General features: G+C 63.1%; 20 protein-coding genes. 9 read left to right on the forward strand and 11 right to left on the reverse strand.

Annotated features, from left to right (window positions below):
* Nucleotides 1-21: 21 nt before the first annotated feature.
* A complete protein-coding gene (gene ppa / locus NKI67_RS05300) occupies nt 22-552 on the forward strand; it encodes an inorganic diphosphatase (RefSeq protein ID WP_352451245.1) in 531 nt (176 codons plus the stop codon).
* Between the two features lie 17 nt (nt 553-569).
* On the opposite strand, the gene NKI67_RS05305 is transcribed toward ppa, so the two are convergent.
* Nucleotides 570-1,160 (reverse strand): hypothetical protein, encoded by a 591-nt coding sequence (locus NKI67_RS05305; protein WP_352644631.1) that lies wholly within the window; start codon nt 1,158-1,160, stop codon nt 570-572.
* Between the two features lie 98 nt (nt 1,161-1,258).
* Nucleotides 1,259-1,864 carry a TetR/AcrR family transcriptional regulator gene (locus tag NKI67_RS05310; RefSeq protein WP_352644633.1) on the reverse strand — a complete coding sequence of 202 codons (606 nt, stop codon included), beginning with the start codon at nt 1,862-1,864 and terminating at the stop codon, nt 1,259-1,261.
* A gap of 82 nt (nt 1,865-1,946) precedes the next feature.
* On the opposite strand from NKI67_RS05310, the gene NKI67_RS05315 reads away from it, so the two are divergent.
* Together NKI67_RS05315 and NKI67_RS05320 are read left to right on the forward strand one after the other, a co-directional pair.
* Entirely contained in the window at nt 1,947-3,230 is a 1,284-nt protein-coding gene (locus tag NKI67_RS05315) for an MFS transporter (protein WP_352474677.1), read from the forward strand.
* 285 nt (nt 3,231-3,515) lie between these two features.
* A complete protein-coding gene (locus NKI67_RS05320; RefSeq protein WP_023678132.1) occupies nt 3,516-5,090 on the forward strand; it encodes an alkaline phosphatase D family protein in 1,575 nt (524 codons plus the stop codon).
* 46 nt (nt 5,091-5,136) lie between these two features.
* Here the strand turns inward: NKI67_RS05320 and NKI67_RS05325 are convergent, their stop codons facing one another.
* Nucleotides 5,137-5,418, reverse strand: a complete 282-nt coding sequence (locus NKI67_RS05325; protein ID WP_352451242.1) for a hypothetical protein — start codon at nt 5,416-5,418, stop codon at nt 5,137-5,139.
* 198 nt (nt 5,419-5,616) lie between these two features.
* Between NKI67_RS05325 and typA the strand changes: the two genes are divergently transcribed.
* Both typA and NKI67_RS05335 read left to right on the forward strand, forming a co-directional pair.
* Nucleotides 5,617-7,446 (forward strand): translational GTPase TypA, encoded by a 1,830-nt coding sequence (gene typA, locus NKI67_RS05330; RefSeq protein ID WP_023678130.1) that lies wholly within the window; start codon nt 5,617-5,619, stop codon nt 7,444-7,446.
* Nucleotides 7,447-7,687: 241 nt separating this feature from the next.
* Complete coding sequence (locus NKI67_RS05335; protein ID WP_352644635.1) at nt 7,688-8,434, forward strand: M48 family metalloprotease; 747 nt, start codon at nt 7,688-7,690, stop codon at nt 8,432-8,434.
* A gap of 110 nt (nt 8,435-8,544) precedes the next feature.
* On the opposite strand, the gene NKI67_RS05340 is transcribed toward NKI67_RS05335, so the two are convergent.
* The gene (locus NKI67_RS05340; protein ID WP_352644637.1) at nt 8,545-9,171 is read right to left on the reverse strand and encodes a DUF1062 domain-containing protein; all 627 of its coding nucleotides are present in this window, start codon (nt 9,169-9,171) and stop codon (nt 8,545-8,547) included.
* Between the two features lie 393 nt (nt 9,172-9,564).
* Here NKI67_RS05340 and NKI67_RS05345 point away from each other — a divergent pair, with 393 nt between their 5' ends.
* The gene (locus NKI67_RS05345; RefSeq protein ID WP_352569503.1) at nt 9,565-10,179 is read left to right on the forward strand and encodes a LysE family translocator; all 615 of its coding nucleotides are present in this window, start codon (nt 9,565-9,567) and stop codon (nt 10,177-10,179) included.
* 9 nt (nt 10,180-10,188) lie between these two features.
* Here the strand turns inward: NKI67_RS05345 and NKI67_RS05350 are convergent, their stop codons facing one another.
* Together NKI67_RS05350 and NKI67_RS05355 are read right to left on the reverse strand one after the other, a co-directional pair.
* Nucleotides 10,189-10,512 carry a YciI family protein gene (locus NKI67_RS05350; protein ID WP_023678126.1) on the reverse strand — a complete coding sequence of 108 codons (324 nt, stop codon included), beginning with the start codon at nt 10,510-10,512 and terminating at the stop codon, nt 10,189-10,191.
* A gap of 136 nt (nt 10,513-10,648) precedes the next feature.
* Nucleotides 10,649-11,212 carry a peroxidase-related enzyme gene (locus NKI67_RS05355; protein ID WP_023678125.1) on the reverse strand — a complete coding sequence of 188 codons (564 nt, stop codon included), beginning with the start codon at nt 11,210-11,212 and terminating at the stop codon, nt 10,649-10,651.
* A 130-nt stretch (nt 11,213-11,342) separates the two neighbouring features.
* On the opposite strand from NKI67_RS05355, the gene NKI67_RS05360 reads away from it, so the two are divergent.
* Together NKI67_RS05360 and NKI67_RS05365 are read left to right on the forward strand one after the other, a co-directional pair.
* On the forward strand, nt 11,343-16,139 hold the full coding sequence (locus tag NKI67_RS05360) for an NAD-glutamate dehydrogenase (RefSeq protein ID WP_352594378.1): 4,797 nt from the start codon (nt 11,343-11,345) through the stop codon (nt 16,137-16,139).
* A 188-nt stretch (nt 16,140-16,327) separates the two neighbouring features.
* A complete protein-coding gene (locus tag NKI67_RS05365) occupies nt 16,328-17,704 on the forward strand; it encodes an MFS transporter (RefSeq protein WP_352644639.1) in 1,377 nt (458 codons plus the stop codon).
* A gap of 39 nt (nt 17,705-17,743) precedes the next feature.
* Here the strand turns inward: NKI67_RS05365 and purH are convergent, their stop codons facing one another.
* The 4 genes from purH to htpX form a co-directional block, all read right to left on the reverse strand.
* Nucleotides 17,744-19,360 carry a bifunctional phosphoribosylaminoimidazolecarboxamide formyltransferase/IMP cyclohydrolase gene (gene purH, locus NKI67_RS05370; RefSeq protein WP_023678122.1) on the reverse strand — a complete coding sequence of 539 codons (1,617 nt, stop codon included), beginning with the start codon at nt 19,358-19,360 and terminating at the stop codon, nt 17,744-17,746.
* 84 nt (nt 19,361-19,444) lie between these two features.
* Nucleotides 19,445-21,193, reverse strand: coding sequence for a heparinase II/III family protein (locus NKI67_RS05375; RefSeq protein WP_023678121.1), 1,749 nt, complete (start codon nt 21,191-21,193; stop codon nt 19,445-19,447).
* 146 nt (nt 21,194-21,339) lie between these two features.
* Nucleotides 21,340-22,728 (reverse strand): RsmB/NOP family class I SAM-dependent RNA methyltransferase, encoded by a 1,389-nt coding sequence (locus NKI67_RS05380; protein ID WP_352644641.1) that lies wholly within the window; start codon nt 22,726-22,728, stop codon nt 21,340-21,342.
* Nucleotides 22,719-23,735, reverse strand: a complete 1,017-nt coding sequence (gene htpX, locus NKI67_RS05385) for a zinc metalloprotease HtpX (protein ID WP_023678119.1) — start codon at nt 23,733-23,735, stop codon at nt 22,719-22,721. The genes NKI67_RS05380 and htpX overlap by 10 nt, the downstream gene beginning before the upstream one ends.
* Before the next feature lie 116 nt (nt 23,736-23,851).
* Here htpX and NKI67_RS05390 point away from each other — a divergent pair, with 116 nt between their 5' ends.
* A complete protein-coding gene (locus NKI67_RS05390; protein WP_023678118.1) occupies nt 23,852-24,064 on the forward strand; it encodes a DUF1674 domain-containing protein in 213 nt (70 codons plus the stop codon).
* A gap of 17 nt (nt 24,065-24,081) precedes the next feature.
* On the opposite strand, the gene NKI67_RS05395 is transcribed toward NKI67_RS05390, so the two are convergent.
* A complete protein-coding gene (locus NKI67_RS05395; RefSeq protein ID WP_352644643.1) occupies nt 24,082-24,753 on the reverse strand; it encodes an HAD-IA family hydrolase in 672 nt (223 codons plus the stop codon).
* Nucleotides 24,754-24,818: the final 65 nt, after the last annotated feature.

Raw genomic sequence — 24,818 nt, forward strand, 5'->3', positions numbered from 1 at the left:
AATCGAGAGAGGGATAAAGCGATGCGTATCGAAGCGATTGCCAGCGGAAAGAACCCGCCCGAGGACGTCAACGTCATAATCGAGGTGCCGATCGGCGGCGAGCCGATCAAGTACGAGATGGACAAGGAAGCCGGCACCCTGTTCGTCGACCGCTTTCTGCACACGTCGATGCGTTATCCCGGCAATTACGGTTTCGTACCGCATACGCTGTCGGGCGACGGCGACCCGATCGACGTGCTAGTCTGCAACACGCGCGCGCTGGTGCCAGGCTGCGTCATCAATGTGCGGCCGATCGGCGTGCTGGTGATGGAGGACAATGCGGGCCAGGACGAGAAGGTGATCGCGGTGCCTTCACCCAAGCTGACCTTGCGTTACGAGGACGTCCACGAATACACGCAATTGCCCGACATCACCCGCCAGCAAGTGCAGCACTTTTTCGAGCACTACAAGGATCTCGAACCCGGCAAATGGGTCAAGATCGAAGGCTGGTACGATGCGGCCTATGCCAAGAAGATGATCGTCGAGGCAATCGAGCGGGCCAGGCGCAAGTAATTGTCGGGCGCAAATAATCAGTTGTCGACGCGGCCGAAAGCGGGCGCGTCGCCAAGCACCTCACGCTTGTCCTTGCCGCAGGCGAAGGTGCGTGCCTTCTCGTCGGCAAGCTTGCGCGCCTGATCGTTGGCGGCGGGATTGCCGGTGGCGAGCACAAGGCCGATCGTGCAGCCTTCGTGGGCGTCAGGCTGGGCAACCTTGGCGACGATCAGCACTTCCGTCGACTTGTTCTCGCCCTCGGTATCGCTGATCGAGCGACGATGAATGACGGCGAAGGGAATGGCAGTTTTGCCGTTGGTTTCGATCCGCCACTCGACTTTGGGTCCAGCCGAATTGAGGCCGGAAAAGCTTTCCCAGACCGTGGTCATATCGCCAGGTGGAAAGCCGTAGAACAGCGATTCCCGCGCATCGTCGTAGGAAACCAGCACCGGGTAACCGCGATAGCCCGAACAGGCGAGATCGGCCCAGTCCCCTTCGCCTTCTTCCGCTTGGGCATAGGTGACGCAGTCCTTCTCCCAATCGAGATCGGTATAGACGCTGGATATGTCGCCGGCCCGGGCCGCCTGGCAGAAACCGGCGAGGGCAAGCGGGATCAAGAGAGCGCGCATGGCGGAACAACTCAGTTCGGGGGGCGCAGCGTACCGTCAAATTTAGCAGCAGCCTAGAGGAAGTCGGGCTGCGCACAGTGGTCTGGTAAAACGGAACACTATTTCTTCAAACTTGCCTCTATCAGAAGATCGGCGTTGCGGGCCACCGACTGCGCCGGCCCGCCGACACCGAACAGCTGGCCGCTGATATAGGCGCCCTCGATCAGCAGCAGCAGCCCGTCGCCCAACGTGTCGGCGTCGCCGGCGCCCATCTCTGCCGCCATGGCGCGCAGGCGCCGGCGCAGTTCCTGCTTGTTGGCCTCGCTCACGGCGCGGGCCGGATGGCCATGTTCGGGATATTCGACCGCGGCATTGGTCATGCCGCAGCCACGATAATCGGGCTTTTGCGTGCGCTTGCCGACGCGGGTCAGGAAAGCGACGATCTGCGCGCGCGGATCGCCGGGATGGGCATCCACCGCCTCGTCGAAACGCTCCCAGAATTCGAGGTCATAGTGCCGGAGGTAGGATGCGGCCAGCTCATCCTTGGACGGAAAGCTGCGGTAGAGGCTGGGCTTGGTGACGCCGGCACGCCGCACGATCTCGTCGACGCCGATCGCCCTGATGCCTTGCCGGTAGAACAGGTCTCGCGCCACCTGGAGAATCCGTTCGGCGGCGCGAGGCGGGGGTGCGTCATTCGCCTTGATCGTTGGTTCAATGCTTTTCATGCCTGGTCTGCCGGTTAGCTGGTTGACAATGTTACCGGTCGGTACGTATGTTTCGCGCTCCTGCAACGTACCGGTCAGTAACATGATAGCTCAATCCCGCCCGTTTGGCCAGCGCTACGCTTTCGTCGTGGTCGCCGTCATCTTCCTCTGCCTGCTGATCGCAGCGGGCCTGCGTTCGGCGCCGGCAGTCATGATGCTGCCGCTGGAGAACAGTTTCGGCTGGCGGCGCGACGTGGTGTCGCTGGCGGCGGCCACCGGCATCTTCCTCTATGGCCTGACCGGGCCGTTTGCCGCGGCGCTGATGGAGCGGATCGGGCTGCGCCGCACCTTGCTTGCCGCGCTGCTGTTGATGTCGGGATCGACCGCGCTCAGCCTGTTGATGACCAAACCGTGGCATCTGCTCCTCACCTGGGGCGTGTTTTCCGGCGTCAGCTCGGGCGCCGTCGCCACCGTGCTCGGCGCGACCATCGTCAACCGCTGGTTCAAGACCAATCGCGGCCTGGTGATGGGACTGATGTCGGCGTCCAGTGCCACCGGGCTGCTGGTCTTCCTGCCGCTGCTCGCCTCGCTCGCCCAGTCGGGCGGCTGGAAGCCGGTCGCCATCGCCATTGCCGTGGCCACCGCCTGCCTGGTGCCGCTGGTCTATATGCTGGTGCCGGAGCGCCCGGCGTCGATCGGCATGGTCCGCTATGGCGCCGATGCCGACGACGTGCCGCCGGTGCCGCCAGCCTCGCAAGGCAATTTCCTTTCGCACACGCTGAGCACGCTGCGCCGCGCCGCCGGCACGCGCGTGTTCTGGTATCTGTTCGCCACTTTCTTCGTCTGCGGCTTCACCACCAACGGGTTGGTCGGCACTCACCTGATCGCCTTTTGCGGCGATATGGGCATTGGCGAAGTGCAGGCTGCAGGCCTGCTCTCGATGATGGGCATCTTCGATCTTATCGGCACGACGCTGTCGGGCTGGCTCACCGACCGTTTCGACCCGCGCAAGCTGCTCGGCGTCTATTACGGTATTCGCGGCCTGTCGCTGATCTATTTGCCCTATTCCGGCTTCTCGGCGACCAGCCTGATCATCTTCGCCGTGTTTTACGGACTGGACTGGATCGCCACGGTGCCGCCGACGCTCAGGCTTTCCAACGAGGCGTTCGGCGACCGCAGCGGGCCGATCGTCTTCGGCTGGATCGTCGCAGGCCATCAGGTTGGCGCCGCGACAGCGGCCTTCTTCGGCGGCACCATGCGCGAGCTGCAAGGCAATTACGAGCTTGCCTTCCTGATCGCCGGTATGACGGCAATAGCCGCCGCCTGCATCTCGCTGCTGATCAACACCAGCCGCCCGGCGTTCGACCCGGAACCGCAAGCGGCTTAGGGGTGCGCCAACGGTGCGGCTTTCCCTTCTCCCCTTGTGGGAGAAGGTGGCCGAGCGAAGCTCGGCCGGATGAGGGGTGTTCCAGCTTGGAACCGCCGGCACTCCGTCCAGCACCCCTCAACCGTCTTGGCGCTGCGCGCCAATCCACCTTCTCCCACAACAAGGGGAGAAGGAAAGAGCTAGCGCTCCAGTTGGTTGTTACGAAACCTTCATCGTTTCGAAATGTGCCTGAAACATTGAAGCTGGAGCTTGGCGGCGACGTTCAATGCCATCCAGGAGACAGCCATGAACAAGATTTCGATGACGCGGCGCGCTTTCGTCACGTCGGCCAGCGCCGTTGGCCTGGTCGGCGCCTCGGGCCTCGCGCTTCCCTATTACTCGCGCGCCAATCAGCGCCCGGCTTTCACCCATGGCATCCAGTCCGGCGACGTCGACGCCACCAGCGGCATGGTCTGGACACGCACCGACCGGCCGTCGCGCGTCATGTTCGAGGTGTCGCCGACCGAAAGCTTCACCAATGCCGTCCGCCTGGCGCCGCTCGATACCTCGCCGGCCAGCGATTATACGGTGAAGCGGCTGCTTACCGATCTCGCCTCCGACCAGGACATCTTCTACCGCATGGTCGCGGCCGATCTTGCCGACATCAACGCCGTTTCCGAGCCGGTCGTCGGCCGCTTCCGCACGGCACCTGCCTCGAAGCGCGACATTCGCTTTGCTTGGTCGGGCGACACCGCCGGCCAAGGCTGGGGCATCGACGAGACCGGCATGAAGACCTACGCCACCATTGCCAAGCACACGCCCGACTTCTTCCTGCATTCGGGCGATACGATCTATGCCGATGGTGCGATGAAGGACGAGGTCGACCTGCCCAACGGCGGCAAGTGGAAAAACAAAGTGCTGATCGACGAGAAGCGCAAGGTTGCCGAGACGCTGGACGAATACCGGGCGCAGTGGAAATACAACATGATGGACAGGCATGTGCTGGCGCTCAGCGCCATCTGTCCGACCTTCTATCAGTGGGATGACCACGAGGTGCTGAACAACTGGTCGGACTCGAAGGACCTGAGCGCCGACGATCGCTACACTGAAAAATCCATCCATGTGCTGACGGCACGTGCGGCGCGCGCCTTCCACGAAATGACGACGATCCGTTACGAGCCGTCGGAGCCCGGCCGCGTCTACCGCAAGATCGCCTATGGTCCGCTGCTCGACGTGTTCTTCCTCGACATGCGTTCCTACCGCGGCCCCAACGGTCCGGATATGCAGGAGACGATGACGCCGCAATCGCGCATCCTCGGTGAACAGCAGATCAAATGGCTGAAGCGTGAACTGGCGAATTCCAACGCAACCTGGAAAATCATCGCCGCCGACATGCCGCTCGGCCTCGTCGTCTGGAACGACGGCACCAAGAAGGTAGGGGCCGAGGCGGTCAGCAATGGCGACAATGGCCCGGCCAAAGGGCGTGAGCTGGAAATTGCCGACCTTCTTCGCTATATAAAGAATGCGGGTATCAGCAACACTGTCTGGCTCACCGCAGACGTGCATTACACAGCCGCGCATTACTACAATCCGGACAAGGCGCAGTTCCAGGACTTCAATCCGTTTTGGGAATTCGTTTCGGGTCCGATCCATTCCGGCACGTTCGGGCCTAATGGTTTCGATATGACATTCGGCCCGGAGCTGAAGTTCATAAAGGCACCAACTGCCGAACAGGGTCAAAACCTGGCGCCTTCGGCCGGCCTGCAGTTCTTCGGGCTCGTCGAAATCGATGGCGCCACCGAGCAGTTGACGGTGCGGCTGATGGATCGCGACGACAGCGAACTCTACAAGGTCACGCTCGATCCGGTGCGGTCGGCGTGAGCGACGGCGCCACTACCCTCGGGCCAGCCCGAGGGTAGTGCGTATATCAATCGGGATAGCAGACGACGGGAATGTTGGGCCAGACGGCGCTGTCGCATCCGGCATTTTGCTGCCGCTGCTTGAAGGCGGCGCTGACCGGCCCGGTCACCACCGGATCGACGCCATCGGGAGCATCGGCAAAAAGCTGCTCCGCCGACGGCTTGTCGGACGGCAAAGCAGACCGCGTCTCCTTGAACGACGCCGCCGACTGCGCCGCGCCGGCCGCGAGGAGGACGGCGAGCGCGGTACATGCCAAAATCGGCCGGAGTTTGATGCCTATCTCGATCATGAAATTCGAACTGTCCGGACCATGAAAGGTTCCGCCTTGGTTAATAATTCCACTTCACACCAAGACATTTAAGATTTGGTGACTTTATTTGGTGGCTCGCCTCCTCTTTCGCAATTGCGAAAAACCCTGTATGAGCCGCCCAACCGAAAGAGGCAGCGCCTTTTGGCCTGCTGCCTGCAACGCTCCCGAGACCGAAACATGAAAATCCGCAATATCGCGATCATCGCGCACGTCGACCATGGAAAAACCACCCTTGTCGACCAGCTTCTGAAACAGTCCGGCTCGTTCCGCGACAACCAGCGCGTCGCCGAGCGCGCCATGGATTCGAACGACCTCGAAAAGGAACGCGGCATCACCATCCTGGCCAAGGCGACCTCGGTCGACTGGAAGGACACCCGCATCAACATCGTCGACACGCCCGGCCACGCCGACTTCGGCGGCGAGGTCGAGCGCATTCTGTCGATGGTGGATTCGGCCATCGTGCTGGTCGACGCCGCCGAGGGGCCGATGCCGCAGACCAAATTCGTCGTCGGCAAGGCGCTCAAGGTTGGACTGAAGCCGATCGTCGTCATCAACAAGATCGACCGGCCCGATGCCCGTCACGTCGAAGTGGTCAACGAGGTGTTCGATCTTTTTGCAGCACTTGACGCCACCGACGAGCAGCTCGACTTCCCTATCCTTTATGGTTCAGGCCGCGACGGCTGGGTCTCGGAAAACCCCGAAGGTCCGAAGGACCAGGCTCTGGCGCCGCTGTTCGACCTCGTCATCAAGCACGTGCCGGCGCCGACCGTTCATCCCGGCCCGTTCCGCATGATCGGCACCATCCTGGAAGCCAATCCGTTCCTCGGCCGCATCATCACCGGCCGTATCGAATCCGGCACGCTGAAATCCAACCAGGCTGTCAAGGTGCTGCACCATGACGGCACCCAGGTCGAAACCGGCCGCATTTCGAAGATCCTCGCTTTCCGCGGGCTCGAGCGCCAGCCCATCGACGAGGCGCAGGCGGGCGACATCGTCGCTATTGCCGGCCTGTCGAAGGGCACCGTCGCCGACACCTTCTGCGACCCGTCGGTGACGGAACCGCTGCATGCGCAGCCGATCGATCCGCCGACCGTGACGATGTCGTTCCTGGTCAATGATTCCCCGCTGGCCGGCACCGAAGGCGACAAGGTGACCAGCCGCGTCATCCGCGACCGCCTGCTGCGCGAGGCCGAAGGCAATGTCGCGCTGAAGATCGAGGAATCGCCGGATAAGGATTCGTTCTTCGTCTCCGGCCGCGGCGAATTGCAGCTGGCCGTGCTGATCGAGACGATGCGCCGCGAAGGTTTTGAGATCGCCGTGTCGCGGCCGCGCGTTGTCATGCAGAAGGGCGACAGCGGCGAATTACTGGAGCCGGTCGAGGAAGTCGTCATCGACGTCGACGAGGAGCATGCCGGCGTCGTCGTGCAGAAGATGTCGGAGCGCAAGGCCGAGATGGTCGAGCTTCGCCCTTCGGGCGGCAATCGCCAGCGCATCGTCTTTCACGCACCGACGCGCGGGTTGATCGGCTACCAGTCGGAACTGTTGACCGACACGCGCGGCACCGCTGTGATGAACCGGCTGTTCCATGCCTATGAACCTTACAAGGGTGAGCTGCCGGGCCGTACCAACGGCGTGCTGATCTCCAACGAACAGGGTGAATCGGTGGCGTACGCCATGTGGAACCTGGAAGACCGCGGCCCGATGGTCATCGACCCCGGCGTCAAGGTCTATCAGGGCATGATCATCGGCATCCATTCCAGGGACAACGACCTCGAAGTCAACGTGCTCAAGGGCAAGAAGCTGACCAACATCCGCGCCGCCGGCAAGGACGAGGCGGTGAAGCTGACACCGCCGATCCGCATGACGCTGGAACGCGCGCTGGCCTGGATCCAGGACGACGAGCTGGTCGAAGTGACGCCGAAGACCATCCGCCTGCGCAAGCTCTATCTCGATCCGAACGAGCGCAAGCGTTTTGAAAAGTCGGCGAAAGTGGTCGGCGCGGCGTAAGAGCTTTTATTCTGGGCGGAATGGAGGGGCGAAACACGCGTTCCTTCCCGCTGAGCGGACACGGCTTGTCGCCAGAAGGAATGTGGCGCCGGCCGCTCAGTGTCTCTTCAGGGGCTACAGCGGAGTCGTCGCAATACCATGATATTTTCGCTCTCTCCTTCTTTGTCACGGTAGTTTAGCTGTGGGTAAAGTTGGGGAACCGGGTGTGGGAAATGCCGTTCTGGCTTTCGTCCGGAGCCTTATGCAAGATGACATGCGGCGAAGGCTCGTTGCTCACAAGAATCTTGTTGGATTTGGCAATGCAGTATTGGCAGCGATCGAGCACGAACTTGCAAGGATCGATCTAGGCAAGGTTTCTCATCACGAAATCACAACGCTTGTGGCGGGCCTCGCTACTGCTCTGCACGATATCAACGAAGACGCATCCCGACGATATATGTCGGCTTCGCTCGCAAGACCGATAACTCCCCTCATGCGAGCTGCGCTCCGCAGCATCGTCCGCTTTACAATGGACGACTGGCGGCGGTCTTCGGTCGGCGGCATCATTGTTCTGGAGCATGGCAAGCTCGACAGTCGCTTTGAAGCCTCTCGGCACGTTGGCCGCTGGCTCGCAAATGTACCTGAAGCCGATCTGGTTGGCATTTCGCGAATCTACATAATCCCGGAACCTCCCGAGCCCGAATTCGCCGGTACCTACCTCCAGGCGGTATCGGTCATCGAGATTGTCTGGCGACGCCCGTCCGAGCACAGGATTGGGAACGTAGTTCGGAGATTCATGATCGAGAAAACGCTCTATCATGAGGTAGGACACCACGCGCTGCAGCATGTCGAATCTGGACAGGATCCTGATCAGGAACGGCAGGCAGACCGTTACGCATGGAAAATGATGCGCAAGGCACATCCCAATCTATCGATGCTTACTCTTCCCTTGCGATTCCTTGGCGCGTTTCAGCGAAGGAAAAATGCCAAGGATTTGGAAACAGCTTAGGATTGCGTTTCGGGAAATCGGCGAAAGTGGTCGGCGCGGCGCAAGTTTCTTTCTTGTAGTCTACAACAACGAGGGAAGGGAGCACTCGTGTGCTCCCTTCCCTCGTTGTTTCATCCGCCGGCAGCCGAGATGATGGCTTCCCGGTCGGGCTCGCCGACGAGATAGACGCGGATCGTCGTTCCCGTTCGAGCCGGCTTGCGCAAGGCTTTGCCCCCGTCCGGACCAATGACCAGCAATCGCTTCTCTTCCCAAACCTGTAGCCGCGATCGCGAGACACCGAGTTCGTTGGCGAGCAACCGGTCGAGCCGCAGCGTTGTCGGCATTTCGAGCCAGAGCTGAAGTTCGAGAGCGCTGGTATTTTCCAGCCTGTCCCCGAGCACCTGCTTATGAACGACGGCTTCAGGAAACGCCTCGACGCGCCCGATCCTGCTTCGCAATGCGGCAACATCGAAGGCATGGCGCCGCGCCAGGACCGGATCGTTGCTTTCGAGCGCCTGCAATATTGCCGGTTCGATATCGCGGCGGCTGCAGCGCTCCAGAATGCCGAAATTCCAGGAATTGTCGCAGTCGATGCAGCGGTAGATCAACCAGGCGTCAATGCGCTTGCCATTGGCATTGACGCGGAATTTGCCGCTGCAGCGATAGGCTTTCAAGCCGCCGCAGCGATTGCAGTTGAGGTGAGGTCGAGGTGCGGTCTTGGGTGTGATCGCCCAGCGGATACGCAGTATCGAAGGCATGCCGAAAAGCCCTTCCCGTCGGGAAGTTCGTCAGATCGGCGATATCGAGAACCCTTGCGGGCACGGCGTGGCGAGAGACTGCGGCAGTCGGAAATCAGGTGTCGCGGGTGGTTATGCGCGACAGCGGTTCAGCAGTGCCAAACCGGTCTCGAACCGCCACCCGAGGAACACATGATGTGAAAACAGGCATCGCGACTGCGACGCCCTGCTCTGTGTTGGGGGAGTTGACGAGACCGGCGGTTACGTAGGCAAAGTGAAGCTCGGAAAAGATTTCGGAACGACATCTCTAGCCGTGAGGTGCCTGGCCGACAAGCCTTCTTTCGGTAGACGCTACCGTCGCCGGAACAGTTGGGTTATGTTGAACGACCCAAACATTTCAAACGAGACCGCGTCATGCATTTCACGTCGCTGCTGATTTTTGCCGGCGCCCTGCTTGTTGCAGCCGGCTCGCCCGGCCCATCGATCGCCGCTCTTGTGGCGCGGGTCATCTCGAAAGGGTTTCGCGACGTGTTTCCGTTCCTGCTTGCCATGTGGATCGGCGAAGCGATCTGGCTGTCCCTGGCGGTGTTTGGCCTCGCCGTGGTGGCGCAGACGTTCCACTTTGCCTTTGTCGTCGTGAAGTGGGTCGGCGTCGCCTATCTCGGCTGGCTTGCCTGGAAGATGTGGACGGCGCCGGTCGAGGCCAAGGAAGGCGCGCTGCCGCGCGAAGATTCGCCCGTCAGACTGTTCTTTGCCGGCATGGCGGTGACGCTCGGCAATCCCAAGATCATGATGTTCTACCTGGCGCTGCTGCCGACCATCATCGACCTCGGTTCGGTCAGCATGATCGGCTGGGTCGAGCTGACCGCGACCATGGCCGTTGTCCTGGTCGCTATCGATTTGACCTGGGTGCTCGCCGCATCACAGGCGCGCAAGCTGCTCAAAAGCAAGCGGGCGATGAAGATCGCCAACCGCGTCAGCGCCGGAACCATGGCCGGCGCTGCGGCGGCTATCGCGGCGCGGTCCTGAGCCGGCGCGTCAACCCATTTCGATTATCGGCGCAATCTCGACGCTGAAACCCGGGTCCGTCAGGATAGGACAATCCTTGGCTTTGCCGACGGCATCGTCGATGTCTTTCGCTTCGATGATGGTGTAACCGGCGGTCGGATTGCTACCGCCATTGTTCTCGACCTTGCCGCCGGGCAGCAGGGTCTTCGACATGCCGACTGGATTGCCACCATCGACCACGGCTGAGCCAAGCTTGCCGTACCAGCCGTTCCAGGCATCCATCGCTGCCTTCCGTTCGGCCTCCTCGGTCGGCATCTTGCCCGAGCCGTGATAGACGTAGAGAAATTTCGCCATGTTCTCCTCCTTTGATCGGCGGCATCGAACCGGCATGCGGTCATGCCGCATGCCGATCATCGGACCAAACCGGCAAACAAGCAACGAGAATGCGAAGTAGCTAATATAATGTGTGGTTGGCTCGCAACGGCGGTGCCTATCGCGCCATCGCATGGTATTCATCGTTCGGCCGCATGTCGATTGCCGATGCCAGCCGGTTCGACATGTTGAAGAACGCCGCGGTCGAGGCGACGTCCCAGATGTCGCGGTCGGAAAAGCCGACTTGCCGCAGCGCCGCCCGGTCCGCTTCGACGATCTTTGCCGGCTGCCCGGTCAGCTTCACCGCGAATTCGAGCATGGCGCGTTGCCTGTCCGACAGCTCGGCGGCGCGAAAATTCATCACCATCATCTCGCCGAAGGCCGGGTCGCCGGAAAGCTGGCGCACCGCCGCGCCATGCGCGACCAGGCAATAGTAGCAATGGTTGATCGACGAGACGGCCACCGCGATCATCTCGCGCTCGAGTTTCGACAGGCCGGATTCACCCAGCATCAAATCATTGTACATGTCGGTGAAAGCGCGCAGCTTCTTCTCGTCGAAGGCATAGGCGAGCAGCACATTGGGAACGAGGCCGAGCTTCTCCCGGCACTTGGCGAAATAGGCCTTGGTCGCGTCGCTCAGCTCCGCCGGTGCCAGGTCAAGCGCGGTAATTTTCTCCGTCATGGCGGATTTCTCCTCGTTTTCGCCAGGCTGCCGGTGAATTTCGACATTTCGTCGCAAGCCGTCAAACCTTTGTCGCCAAATACCCGTCATCTGTTAGCATAGCCGCAAAAACATGTGACGGGAGGGACTCATGGCCAGCGTAAAGTCAGCGAGCCGGTTGAAAAAAGCCGGCGTGACGAGGGGTGAAGCCGCGGGTGGCGAAAAGCCCGGCAGGCTTGCCGACTACTTGCTGGCCCGAGCTCCGGCCGAAGATGTCGCCGCCTACGACGTCATCGATCTCGAACGCGCTGCCGAACTCGCCGGCCGCGCAGTGGCCAGGCACAAGAAGGACGACTGCGTCGTTGCTATAGACGTTGATTCCGGTGTCGTCCGCCAGCGCCGGCCGATGACGGTGATCACCGTCGTCAACGACAACATGCCGTTCCTGTTCGATTCCGTCCTCGGCGAGATTACAGAAAGCGCCGGCGAGCCGCTGCTGGTTACCCATCCGGTCATAGTCGTCAGGCACGGCAAGAACGGCGTCGAGGAAATCCTCGGCGATGGCGGTTATGCCAAGGGCGACCACAGCCATGACCGACTGAGCGTCATCCATGTCCATATCGGCCGCCTTTCGGCCGAGCAGGCCGAAGGCCTGGCCGCACGCCTGACGAAGCTGCTCGGCCAGGTGCGAGCCGCCGTCACCGACTGGAAGCCGATGCTTGCCCGCCTCGACCAGGCGATCTCGGAATTCCGCTACTCGCCAGTGCCGCTCGACAAGGCCCATGTCACCGAGGCGATCGCCTTCCTCGAATGGCTGCGCGACGACAATTTCACCTTTCTCGGCATGCGCGAATTCAACTACACCGGCGGCGAGACGAGCGGCATGCTCGAGCGCGCCGAAAAGCCCGGCCTCGGCATCCTTTCCGATCCCGACGTGCTGGTGCTCAGGCGCGGCACCGAAGCGGTGAGCACGACGCCGGAAATCCGTGCCTTCCTGCATGGGCCGGAACCGCTGATCGTCACCAAGGCCAACGCCAAGTCATCGGTGCACCGCCGCATCTACCTCGACTACATTGGCGTCAAGACCTACACCGGCAAAGGCGTGCTTTCAGGCGAGCTCCGTATCGTCGGCCTGTTCACCTCGACTGCCTATACGCGCTCGGTGATGAAGATCCCCTACCTGCGCTCGAAGGCGGAAACCGTCATTGCCAAATCCGGCTTCAATCCAAGCGACCATTCCGGCAAAGCTTTGATCAACGTGCTGGAGAGCTATCCGCGCGACGAGCTGTTCCAGGTTCCGGTGCCGATCCTGCGCAAGCATGCCGAAGCCATACTGGGCTTGATCGAGCGACCGCGCGTCAGGGCATTGGTGCGTGTCGACCAGTTCGACCGCTTCGTCTCCGTGCTCGTCTTCGTGCCGCGCGACCGCTACGACAGCGTCGTGCGCGAGAAGATCGGCACCTATCTGAAGACCGTCTTCGAAGGCCGGCTGTCGGCCTATTATCCGGCCTTCCCGGAAGGCGGGCTGGCGCGCGTCCATTTCATCATCGGCCGCTCCGGCGGCAAGACGCCGAAGGTCGAGCAGGCGACGATCGAGGCGGCGATCCGCGACATCGTACGGACCTGGGACGATGCACTGCGCGAGACCGCGACAGAGACCGGCGCCGATGCGAGACTCACGGCCATCGCCTCGCGTTTTTCGGAAAGTTATCGCGACAGTTTTCCGCCGGCCGTGGCGCTTGCCGACGCCAGGCGCATCGCCAAGCTCGATGCGTCAAATCCGATCGCCATCGACTATTACCGTCACACCGTCCAGAAGCCGCATCAGGCGGCGCTGAAGATCTATCACCATGGCAGCCCGGTGGCGCTGTCGCGGCGCGTGCCCGTGCTGGAAAACATCGGTTTCCGCGTCATCAGCGAGCGCACTTTCGAGGTCGGCGACATTCAATCCGGCATGGTCTTCATCCACGACATGGAACTCGAGAACAGCTACGGCAGGCCGATCGACCTCGGCAATGGCGGCGCGCTGTTCGAGGATGCGTTCCTTTCCGTCTGGCGCGGCGATGTCGACAATGACGGCTATAACGGCCTTGCCCAGACCGCCGGCCTGTGGTCGGGTGAGATCACCGTCCTGCGCGCCTATGGCCGCTATCTGCAGCAGGCCGGCATCCCGCAGAGCCAGGATTTCATCGCCGCCGCACTCAACCGTTATCCCGAGATCGCCCGCGGCCTGCATGCGCTGTTTGTCGCCCGCCTCAGCCCGACGGCCGAGACGGAAGGCGTCGTTCAGGCCAAACATCTGAAAGCCAAGATCACGGATGCGCTGGAAGACGTTCCCAACATTGACGACGACACCATCATCCGCCGTTATCTGAACCTGATCGAAGCCTCGCTGCGCACCAATCATTTCGTTTCCGATACGAAACAGAAAGGCCAATCGCTGGCGATCAAGCTCGATTCGCAATCGGTCGACGGGCTGCCGGCGCCGCGGCCATGGCGGGAGATCTTCGTCTACGGCTCCGAGGTCGAGGGTGTGCATCTGCGCTTCGGCCCGGTCGCGCGTGGCGGCCTGCGCTGGTCGGACCGTGCGCAGGACTATCGCACCGAGGTGCTCGGCCTGGTCAAGGCACAGCAGGTCAAGAATGCGGTGATCGTGCCGGTTGGCGCCAAGGGCGGCTTCTACCCGAAAAAGCTGCCGATGAGCGCCGGGCGCGACGCAATTTTCGAGGCCGGCACGGCCGCCTACAAGAATTACGTTTCCAGCCTGTTGTCGATCACCGACAATATCGGGCTGGACGGCGTCATCCCGCCAGCCGGCGTCGTGCGGCGCGATCAGGATGATCCGTATTTCGTCGTCGCCGCGGACAAGGGCACGGCGACCTTCTCGGACATCGCCAACGCCATCAGCGAAAGGCACGGCTTCTGGCTCGACGACGCTTTCGCCAGCGGCGGTTCGGCCGGCTACGACCACAAGAAGATGGGCATCACCGCCAAGGGCGCCTGGGAAGCGGTCAAGCGGCATTTCCGCGAGATGAACCGCGACATCCAAACCACGCCGTTCACCGCCATCGGCGTTGGCGACATGTCAGGTGACGTGTTCGGCAACGGCATGCTGCTGTCGGAGCAGACCCGGCTGATCGCCGCCTTCGATCATCGCGACATCTTCATCGATCCCGATCCCGACATGGCGGCTTCGATGGCCGAGCGCCGGCGTATGTTCGCTCTCGCCCGCTCAAGCTGGCAGGATTACGACAAGACGAAGCTGTCCGAAGGCGGCATCATCGTCTCGCGCAGCCAGAAGTCGATCACCTTGCCGGCCGCCGCGGCTGCAGCTATCGGCCTCGGCAAGACAACGGCCACGCCGGTCGAGATCATGAGTGCCATCCTCAAGGCGCCGGCAGATCTTTTGTGGTTCGGCGGCATCGGCACCTATGTCAGGGCATCGGGCGAGACCAACCAGGACGTCGGCGACCGTGCCAATGACGCGATCCGCATCACCGCGCTCGACCTGCGTGCCAAGGTCATCGGTGAAGGCGCCAATCTCGGCGTCACGCAGCGGGCGCGCATCGAATTCGGATTGAATGGCGGCCGCTGCAACTCAGATGCGATCGACAATTCGGGCGGCGTGAACTGCTCAGACGTCGAGGTCAACATCAAGATCGCGCTGGCTTCCGCCATGCGAAAGGGATCGCTGACGCGGCCGTCGCGCAACAAATTGCTGGCCGAGATGACCGACGAGGTCAGCGCCCTGGTGCTGTCCAACAATTACCAGCAGACGCTGGCGCTGTCCCTTGCTCGCAAGCGCGGCCTTGCCGACATTGCCCATCAGAGCCGCTTCATGGAGGCGCTCGAGGCGCGCGGGCTGCTCGACCGTGCCGTCGAGACGCTGCCGTCGCCGGCGGCTGTTGCCGAGCGCGAAGCGCGCGGCGAGCCGCTCACCCGGGCCGAGCTCGGCGTGCTGCTTGCCTATGCCAAGATCGTGCTGTTTTCCGATATCGTCGCCAGCGACGTGCCGGACGATCCGCATTTCGACCGCGACCTGATGGGTTACTTTCCCGACGGCATGGCAAAGAAATATGCGGCGGAAATCCACGGCCATCGCCTGCGCCGCGAGATCATCGCCCGTGTCGTCGCCAATGATCTGGTCAATCGCGGCGGCCCGTCCTTCGTCAACAGGCTGCAGGAAGCGACCGGGCGCAGTGCCGCCGATGTCGTGCGCACCTTCGCCGTGGTGCGGGATGGCTTTGCACTGCCGGCGCTCTATCGCCAGATCGACGCGCTCGACAACCAGATCGACGGACAGATCCAGCTCGACCTCTATCAGGCGGTCAGCCGGCTGATCTATGTGACCAGCGGCTGGTACCTGAAGAACGATGCCGACACTGCACTGCTCGGGCAGCGGATTGCCGAGTTGCAGGATGCGCGCAAGGCGCTGGAGCCGAAGCTCGTTTCGCTGCTGCCGGCCTTCTCGCGCGAGCGGATCGAGGAGCGGCGGCACAGCCTGTCGAAGGGCGGCGCGCCCGAGAGCCTTGCCGAGCAACTGGCGTTGACCGATGTGGCGGAACTCATCCCCGACATAGCGCTGACGGCGCGGACGGCAAATGCCGGCATCGTCGCTGCCGCCAAGGCGTTTTTTGCAGTCAGCGATGTCTTCCGCATCCCGCGCGTCGAAGATGCGGCGCGCTCGATCACGCCCTCGGATTATTACGATCAACTGGCGCTTTCCCGCGCCACCGACACGATCGGCGCGGCCAGGCGCGGCATCGCGGTGGCGGCGCTGACCGGCCATGCCGAGGCGGCGGATCCGGTGACGGCATGGTTGGAGGCCGGCGGCGAACGGGTCGGACGCATCCGCGAGCGGTTGCAGGCTCTGACCGAGGGCGGCGACATCACCGTGTCGCGGCTGTCGGTGGCATCCGGCCTGATGAGTGATCTGACGCAGCTGTGAGACGTCTTCCATATCGCGCGGGATTGCCGGCAAGAACCGCGCTATAGAGCAAACGGCGCGCTGCTTTGGGGGGCGCCGGACCATGATCCCAAAAAGTGACGATCGGCTTTTGGACAAGATCGTGCTCAACAAGAAGACGGAGCATCATTCCGATTCGATCGGCATGGAGCAAGCTCCAGCGGAGGGACATGGCTGAGATGGCAGTGCAGCGGGCATCGGGACGCGGCATCTGGGGATGGATGCTGTTCGACTGGGCGGCACAGCCGTTTTTCACGGTCGTTACCACCTTCATCTTCGGTCCTTATTTCGTCTCGCGTATGGCCAGCAATCCGGAGACCGGGCAAGCGGCCTGGGGCTACGGCATTGCCGCCGCCGGCCTCGTCATTGCCGTTTTGTCGCCGGTCCTCGGCTCGATCGCCGATCAGACCGGACCACGCAAACCGTGGATAGCCTTCTTCGCCGCGGTCAAGATCACCTGCCTCACCCTGCTGTGGTTTGCCGCGCCCGGCTCTGATCTTTTTCTGGTCGTGGCGTTGTTCTCGCTGGCGTCGGTCGCGGCGGAATTCTCGACCGTGTTCAATGATTCGATGATGCCCCGCCTGGTGCCGAAGAGCGACATCGGCAGGATCTCGAACATGGCCTGGGGACTCGGCTATCTCGGCGGCATGATCGCACTGATCTTCGTCGTTACCGTCATGGCCGGCTCGCCTGAAACCGGCAAGACCGTCGTTGGGCTCGACCCGATCTTCGGCCTCGACCCCAGGCTCGGCGAGGACGCGCGCGCTACCGGGCCGTTGTCGGCGGGCTGGTATTTCCTGTTCATCCTGCCGATGTTCTTCTTCACGCCTGATGCGATCAAAGGCATTCCAATCGGGCCGGCGGTGCGCGAAGGCCTGTCGGAACTGAAGTCGACGCTGGCCGAAGTGCGCAAGCGCAGCGGCATTTTTCGCTTTCTCGTCGCCCGTATGATCTATCAGGACGGCGTCAATGCACTGCTGGCGCTGGGCGGAACGTTTGCGGCGGCAATGTTCCATTGGTCGATTACCGAGATCGGCCTGTTCGGCATCATCCTCAACATCGTTGCCATCGTCGGCTGCCTGGTTGCCGCACGCCTCGACACAGCGCTGGGTTCCAAGACCATAGTGATGATTTCGCTGGTCATGCTGAGCATTGCCACGATCGGCATCGTTTCGACCGGACCGGGCTATACGCTGTTCGGCGCCTGGGTGATGCCCGGACTGGATGGTGGCGGATTGTTCGGCACGGCGGCGGAAAAAGCCTACATTTTCTACGGCCTGCTGATCGGGCTTGCTTTCGGCCCGGTGCAGGCATCGTCGCGCTCCTACATGGCGCGCAGCGTCTCCGCTGCCGAATCGGGCCGCTATTTCGGCATCTATGCGCTGGCCGGCCGGGCAACCAGTTTTGCCGCACCCTTCATGGTGGCCACGATCACCCTGGCCAGCGGCTCGGCGCGGCTCGGCATGGCGGCGATCGTGCTGTTCCTTGGCGCCGGCATGGCGATCCTGATCGGCACGCCCTATCCGGCAGATCGGCCGGCGGAGTGAGCTGCTCTTGCCTTCTCCCACAGCGGGAGGGTAACGCGTTCAATGCCGGAAATGCCTCACTCCGGTGAAGACCATGGCAATGCCGTGAGCGTCGGCGGCGGCGATGACATCGTCGTCGCGCATCGAGCCGCCGGGCTGGATGACGGCGGTGGCGCCGGCTTCGATTGCCGACAAAAGCCCGTCCGCGAACGGGAAAAAGGCATCCGAGGCGACGACCGAGCCCCTGGTCAAAGGCTCCGTCAGGCCGGCAGCCTCGGCCGCGTCGAGCGCCTTGCGCGCCGCGATGCGCGAGGAATCGACCCGGCTCATCTGGCCGGCGCCGATGCCGACTGTAGCGCCATCCCTGGCATAGACGATGGCGTTCGACTTGACGTGCTTTGCCACGCGAAAAGCGAATTTCAGATCGGCCAATTCGGCCGGCGTCGGAGCGCGCCTGGTCACCACTTTCAGCTCGAGGTCATCCACCACCGCGTTGTCGCGGCCCTGGACCAGCAAACCGCCGGCAACCGATTTCAAGCCAAGGCCCGCCGCGCGCGGGTCGGGCAGGCCGCCGGTGACCAGCAGGCGTAGGTTCTTCTTGGCGGCAATGATGCGGACTGCTTCTTCGGACGCCTCCGGTGCGATGATCACTTCGGTAAAGGTCTTGACGATCTCTTCGGCGGTTCCGGCATCGAGGATGCGGTTCATGGCGACGATGCCGCCGAAGGCCGAGACCGGGTCGCAGGCCAGCGCCTTGGCATAGGCCGCCTGCAGCGAAGCGTCCTCAGCGACGCCGCACGGGTTGGCGTGCTTGATGATGGCAATTGCTGCGGAGCGCGACGGGTCGAACTCGCCGACCAGCTCGAAGGCAGCGTCGGTGTCGTTGATGTTGTTGTAGGAAAGCTGCTTGCCCTGAAGCTGGCGCGCCGTGGCGACGCCCGGCCGCCTGTCGCCGTTGACATAGAAGCCGGCGCCCTGATGCGGGTTTTCGCCATAGCGCATCACCGACTGCAGCTTGCCGCCGAAGGCGCGCCATGTCGGATGCTCGATCTCAAGCGCCTCGGCGAACCATCCCGAGATCGCCGCATCGTAGGTGGCGGTGCGGGCAAAGGCCTTGGCTGCCAGCTTCTTGCGGAAATCCAGCGACAACGACCCGAAATTCATCTCCAGCGCGTTGAGCACCGAGGCATAGTCATCGGGATCGGTGACGATGCCGACATAGGCGTGGTTCTTGGCCGAGGCACGGATCATCGCCGGGCCGCCGATGTCGATGTTCTCGACGATCGCCGCGTAGTCGGCGCCGGAGCGACGCACCTCTTCGAACGGATAGAGATTGGAGACGACGAGATCGATCGGCTCGATGCCGTGGTCGCGCATCGCTGCGGCGTGCTCGGGATCGTCGCGCACGCCAAGCAGTGCGCCATGCACCGACGGGTGCAGCGTCTTGACGCGGCCGTCCATGATCTCGGGAAAGCCGGTGAGCTCGGACACGTCGCGCACCGCCATGCCCGCCTCGGCAAGGGCCCTTGCGGTGCCGCCGGTCGAGACTAGCTCGACGCCGGCCGAAGCCAGCGCCCTGGCGAAATCGATCAGGCCGGTCTTATCAAAGACGGAAAGGAGCGCGCGACGGATGGGTACAAGGTCGGGCGCGGGAATGTTCTTGGCGGCGACGGCCATGGCCTGGCGGCCTTTCCAGTTCTGGTTGGAGAGCGTCCGCGGGCCGTAGCATATGAGGCCCGGAAATCAAGCCGCAAGACTTGATCAGTGTCTGCCGTTGCCACCGGCTTCAGCTTTTTCCGGACGGCCGGCGATGATGGTGCGCGTCAATTGCCAGTGGACCTCGGCAATTTCCGAGGCCTTGAACGCAAGCACGATCTGGCGGCTGCGGCGCGGGCCGCCAAGCCCTGCGAAATAGATCGATTCCTCGACCTCTGGCACCACTTCGGTAGAGGTAAACACCCAGGTGTCGGCATGGTCGGCGGCCAGCACCAGACGGTCATGCTCATCCTGGAGCAGGCTTATATCGGGATGGACATGGAAACGCACCGTGACGAAGTCACGTCCATTGTTGCGGATAGAAGCGCCGCCCGGGCGCAGGAAACGGTCCCTGCCGGCAAACACATTGCCTTCGGTCGATAATTTCAGCTCGCGCTCATGCAGGAAGCCGAAGCGCGCCACATAGCCGTCATGGCGGGCGATGAAGCCCTGGCTGCCCTTCTGGTCGGTGCGCTTGCAAGGTACATGCTGCGGTCCGCCGATCAAAGGCGTGCCGAGCAGGTCGTTGACGCGCAAGGAGTGATTGAAGCGCGCCGACGACGTGTCGTTGATGGTGGCGGTCGAGTGGGCGGCGGTGGCGCGGGCAAGCGGCCGGAACTCGGCGGCGCCATAAGTATCTATTCCGGCGTTGACGATATAGTGCTGGCGGCCCGACGACAATTCGAAGGCGAGGCATCCGGCGTGAGCGGCATTGGATACGTCGACGGGGGGCGGCGGGCCGGTATCGGCGATCACAGTGACACCGCCCATCGACAGGCGCTCATAACCCGAATGCGGCGCGTGCAGCAACGGTGCGCCGGCGGTGTCGTCGTGATGCAGGATGCTGGCGATACGGTCGTGAATGGTGGCGCCCATGCCGTTGAAGCGGGCAAGGCTGCCGTCCTGATGGCGAAAGAAGCGCAGTGCCGGCAGCATCCGGTCGATGGCGCCGATCAGGGCGGCCGGCGGCGTCTCGGCCTGATTGGCGTATGTCTGGCGCAACGGCAGAAGGTCGGCGAGGATTTCAAGCACGGTCATCGGATTACGCGAGATATGGCCGCCGTCAGGCAGGATCTGGCGGTCGAGCTCCTCGGCGAGATTGCGGGTAGCACCGCGTAGCGCCGAGGCCGGCGCCGGCAGCGACAAAGCGGCAAAGGCCAGCGCAATGCGGGCGCGCAGCCTGTCCTTGCCGTCCGGCATCTCGCGCACCATGGCGCGCAGATAGCGGATCTGGACGGCGAGCGATTTCAAGAACGCGCGGTAGAACGGAAATTCGGCGCCCTGCAACACGATCGAGGAATGCTGCAGCCAGGCAATGACACGCTTGGCCGTCGTGCCGGGCTCCCAGGCGACGCCGGAAATATGGCTGCCATGGATTGCAATCCAGTCGGAAACCAACGCCCGCGCGTTGGCGGCGGCGAGCTCGGTACCGGCGGCACGCATATGGCGCAGCCAGCGAAAGCCATGCAGCGTTTTTTGCCAGCCGGGATTGGGCACGTCGATCTGGAAGGGCGATTTGCCGCCGGTCTCGACCAGATGCCCCGAAAGCGGATAGCGGCCGTAATAGATCTCGAGCGCGATCTGAGGATCGGCGAGCCGCAGGTCCGGTGGGGCGATCAGGACGCGCTCCGGCGTGCGGCCTGAGTAGCGCCAGCGATAGAGTGGCCCGGCGCGCAAGCGCCGGCGCGTCTTGCGCCAGAACTCCCTCGCGACAAGCGTCCACAGACGCGTCGTGTTACCGGCAGCGATTGCCAAAACCCCTCCTGATCGTCCTCACCCAAGCACAAGTTTATATGATTCAAGAACTTGTGCGAAGGCGAATTCCGCGGCGGTGGGGCCGTTCAGCCTGTTTTCCATGCCTCCTCGCCCCATGAAGCCGGACGGCACTTCAAGATCGTCCCTTAGCCGGCTCTGCGCATGCGGGCGGCGAAGAAACTGTCCAGCCCGGAGCGGCCCGGCGAGCCTAGCTCCAGATCGGCAGGCGTGGTGCGCAACGTGCCTTGCGGCGTCAGAAACGGGTCGATGCCGGCGATCTCACCCGGCCGAAGCGGGTCGTCGACAATCTCCGCATTGCCGGCGAGAAAGTCGCGATAGAGCTCTTCGCCTTCCAGCGGATCGAGCGAACAGTTGGAAAAGACGATGCGTCCACCAGGCTTGACCAGGGTGACGGCGCGGGCAAGCAGCCGGCGTTGCAGGTCGGCCAGTTTTTCGACGTCGGCCGCCGTCTTCGTCCAGGGAACGTCGGGATGCCGCCGCACCGTCCCGGTCGAAGAGCATGGTGGGTCGAGGAGGACGGCGTCGAAGAGGTCCTTCGGCTCGTATTTGAGCAGATCGGCCTGGACGATCTCGGCGGCCAGACCGAGCCGTTCGAGGTTCTGCGTCAGCCGTGCCAGCCGCGTTTTGGACATGTCGAGCGCGGTGACGTGGGCGCCGGCGAGGATCAGCTGGGCGGTCTTGCCGCCCGGCGCGGCACAGAGGTCGGCGATTCGCAAACCATTGATGTCGCCGAACAGCCGGGCCGGCAGGCTGGCCGCTGCATCCTGAACCCACCAGGCGCCTTCCCCAAAGCCGGGCAGTTCGGTCACGGAAGCGCTGAGCTTTTCCACCCGCACCGTGCCGGTCGGCAAGACAAAGCCGCCGAGCCGTTCGGCCCACAGCGCCGGGTCCGACTTGACCGAGAAATCGACCGGTGCCTCATGGCGATGGGCGAGCAGTATCTGCCTGGCCTTGTCGAGGCCGTAGACCGTTTTCAAACGGTCGGAAAACCATTTTGGCGCCTCGTCGGTAGCGGCACGTGCTGCGGCGAGCTCGTCCTGCTTGGCCCGCGCCAGCGTGCGCAGCACGCCGTTGACGAGGCCGGAAAAGCGCGCCGTGCGCGGATCGGACTTGGCGTGTGTCACGGCGAGGTCGACGGCGGCGCTGTCGGGAACATCGAGGAACAGGATCTGCGCTGCCGCCACATGCAAAATGTGCGAAAGCGCCGTGGCGTTGGGCGGCAGCGGCTTTTCCAGGCGACGGGCCAAAAGGCCTGATATGGTCATGCGGTAGCGCAGGGCGGTGACCAGAATGGCGCGCACCAAGGCGCGGTCGCGCAGGTCGAGCGCCTTGTACTGCGGATGGCCGTTCTCTTGGTCGGTCAGCCCGTCGAGCGGCGTCCTCGCGTCTATAACCGCGGCAAGCAGGCGCGCGGCTGCCTTGCGCGCGGCGCGGCCCGCTACGGCCACGCCGCTCGAATTGTGTTCACGATCGCCTGAAATTCCGTGCCGGCGCTTCGCTGAACTCACGACCACGGACCTTTGGGGCCGGTCGGATTGCGTCCCCAGGGATTGGGTCTCGGCTTGGCCGGCTCAGCCGGCCTCTCGGGCCGCGCGGCCCTGTCCCACGGACCAGACGGCTGCTGCCCGGTCCCTTCCGGCGCCGGCCTTGGCGTCGCGGCCGCTTCGGGTGCGCCGGCCATTTCGCTCGCCATCCTCTGCAACGCGGCGATGCGGTTTTCTGTGCTCGGGTGAGTGGAAAACAAACTGTCCATGCGCTCGCCGGAAAGAGGATTGATGATGAAGAGATGGGCGGTTGCCGGATTGCGCTCGGCATCCGGGTTGCGGATGCGTTCGGCGCCCCGCGCGATCTTGTCAAGTGCCGAGGCGAGCCACAGCGGGTGTCCACAGATTTCGGCACCGCGCCGGTCGGCCTCATATTCGCGGGTGCGGCTCACCGCCATCTGCACGATCATGGCGGCCAGGGGCGCGACTATCATCGCCACCAGCACGCCGACGATGCCAAAGGAATTGTTATTGTCGCGGTTGCCGCCGAAAAAGAAGGCGAAATTGCCGAGCATCGAAATTGCGCCGGCAAAGGTGGCGACGATCGTCATGGTCAGCGTATCGCGGTGCTGCACATGGGCGAGCTCGTGTGCCATCACCGCCGCGACTTCTTCATGCGATAGCCGCTCGAGCAGGCCGGTGCTGGCGGCGACAGCGGCATTTTGCGGATTGCGGCCGGTGGCGAAGGCATTGGGCTGCGGATTGTCGATGAGATAGGTTCTCGGCATCGGCAGGCCGGCACGTTGCGCGAGACCCTTCACGATGGCGTAATATTCAGGCGCGTTGCGTTCGTCGACTTCGATCGCACGGTGCATCGACAGCACCATCTTGTCGGCGTTCCAATAGCTGAACAAATTGGTGCCGGCGGCGATCAGCAACGCGATCATCATGCCGCCGGATCCGCCGATGAGATAGCCGACACCCATGAACAGGGCCGTCATTGCGGCCAAAAGCATGGCGGTGCGAAGGGTGTTCATCGTCTGCTCCGTTCTGGCCCAACAAAGGGGTCGATCCTTGTGGGCCCATCGCTATATGATGGGAAACAGCGGTTCCCGTTTCAATCGGGGCCTGTTTCAATCTAGCGGAAGATCGCATGATCGACAAAACCAGCCAAACGCATGCTAACGGCTCGCCGCAAAAGCCGCTGACCCCGGCAGCCAGGCGCGCCTTGGTCGAGGCCGAGGCCCGGCGGGAGAAATATCGCGAGCAGGAAGCCACGCTGCCGAGGGAGATGGGCGGGCGCGGCGGCAAGGAGCCTGGCCGCTATGGCGACTGGGAGGTCAAGGGCCTGACCAGCGACTTTTAGCCCAGGCAGGGTGCTAGTCAAACAGGCAGCGCGGCCCGCTCCACTCCGATGGCAATCCAGCCGCTGGAATCGACGGCGATGCCGATCGCGTCATAGCCGGCGATGGTGGCATGCGGCGTCTCCAACGGATGCCGGTGCGTGGCGCTGATCACCACGACCGCAGCGCCCGCGGCTTCGGCCGCCGCTATGCCGGCCGGCGCGTCCTCGAAGACGAGGCAGTCGCCCACATCGACGCCGAGCCGTTCGGCCGCCAGCCGGAAGCAGTCGGGCGCCGGCTTGCCGCGCGATACATCCTCCGCCGCAACAATCACGGCGGGAGCCGGAATACCCGCGGCCTGCAGGCGCAGCAGGGCGAGCTCGCGCGGTGCCGAAGTGGCGATCGCCCAGCTTCCAGGCGGCAGCGACGCCAGGAAGGCCGCGGCGCCGGCAATCGGGCGAATGCCCTCGACATCGGCCGCCTCGGCCTGCAAAAGCGAATCGGCTTCGCGGGCAGGATCGACGCCTGGGAGCGCCAGCCGGCCGACGGTCTCGATCGCCCGCACGCCGTGGATGGTCGGCAGGAATGCGGCGACGTCAAGACCTTGCCGATGCGCCCACGCTGCCCAGACCCTTTCCGCTGCGGCGATCGAATTGAGAATCGTGCCGTCCATATCGAACAGGAAGGCCGCGAATTTTCTGCCTGCAAACATCGGTTTCCCGGGGTCATCTTGGAGGGATTATTTCGAAAGACGCGTGTCAATCGACCGTAACGTTG

It is taken from the genome of Mesorhizobium sp. M0408 (assembly GCF_040321495.1).
Classification (GTDB): Bacteria; Pseudomonadota; Alphaproteobacteria; order Rhizobiales; family Rhizobiaceae; genus Mesorhizobium.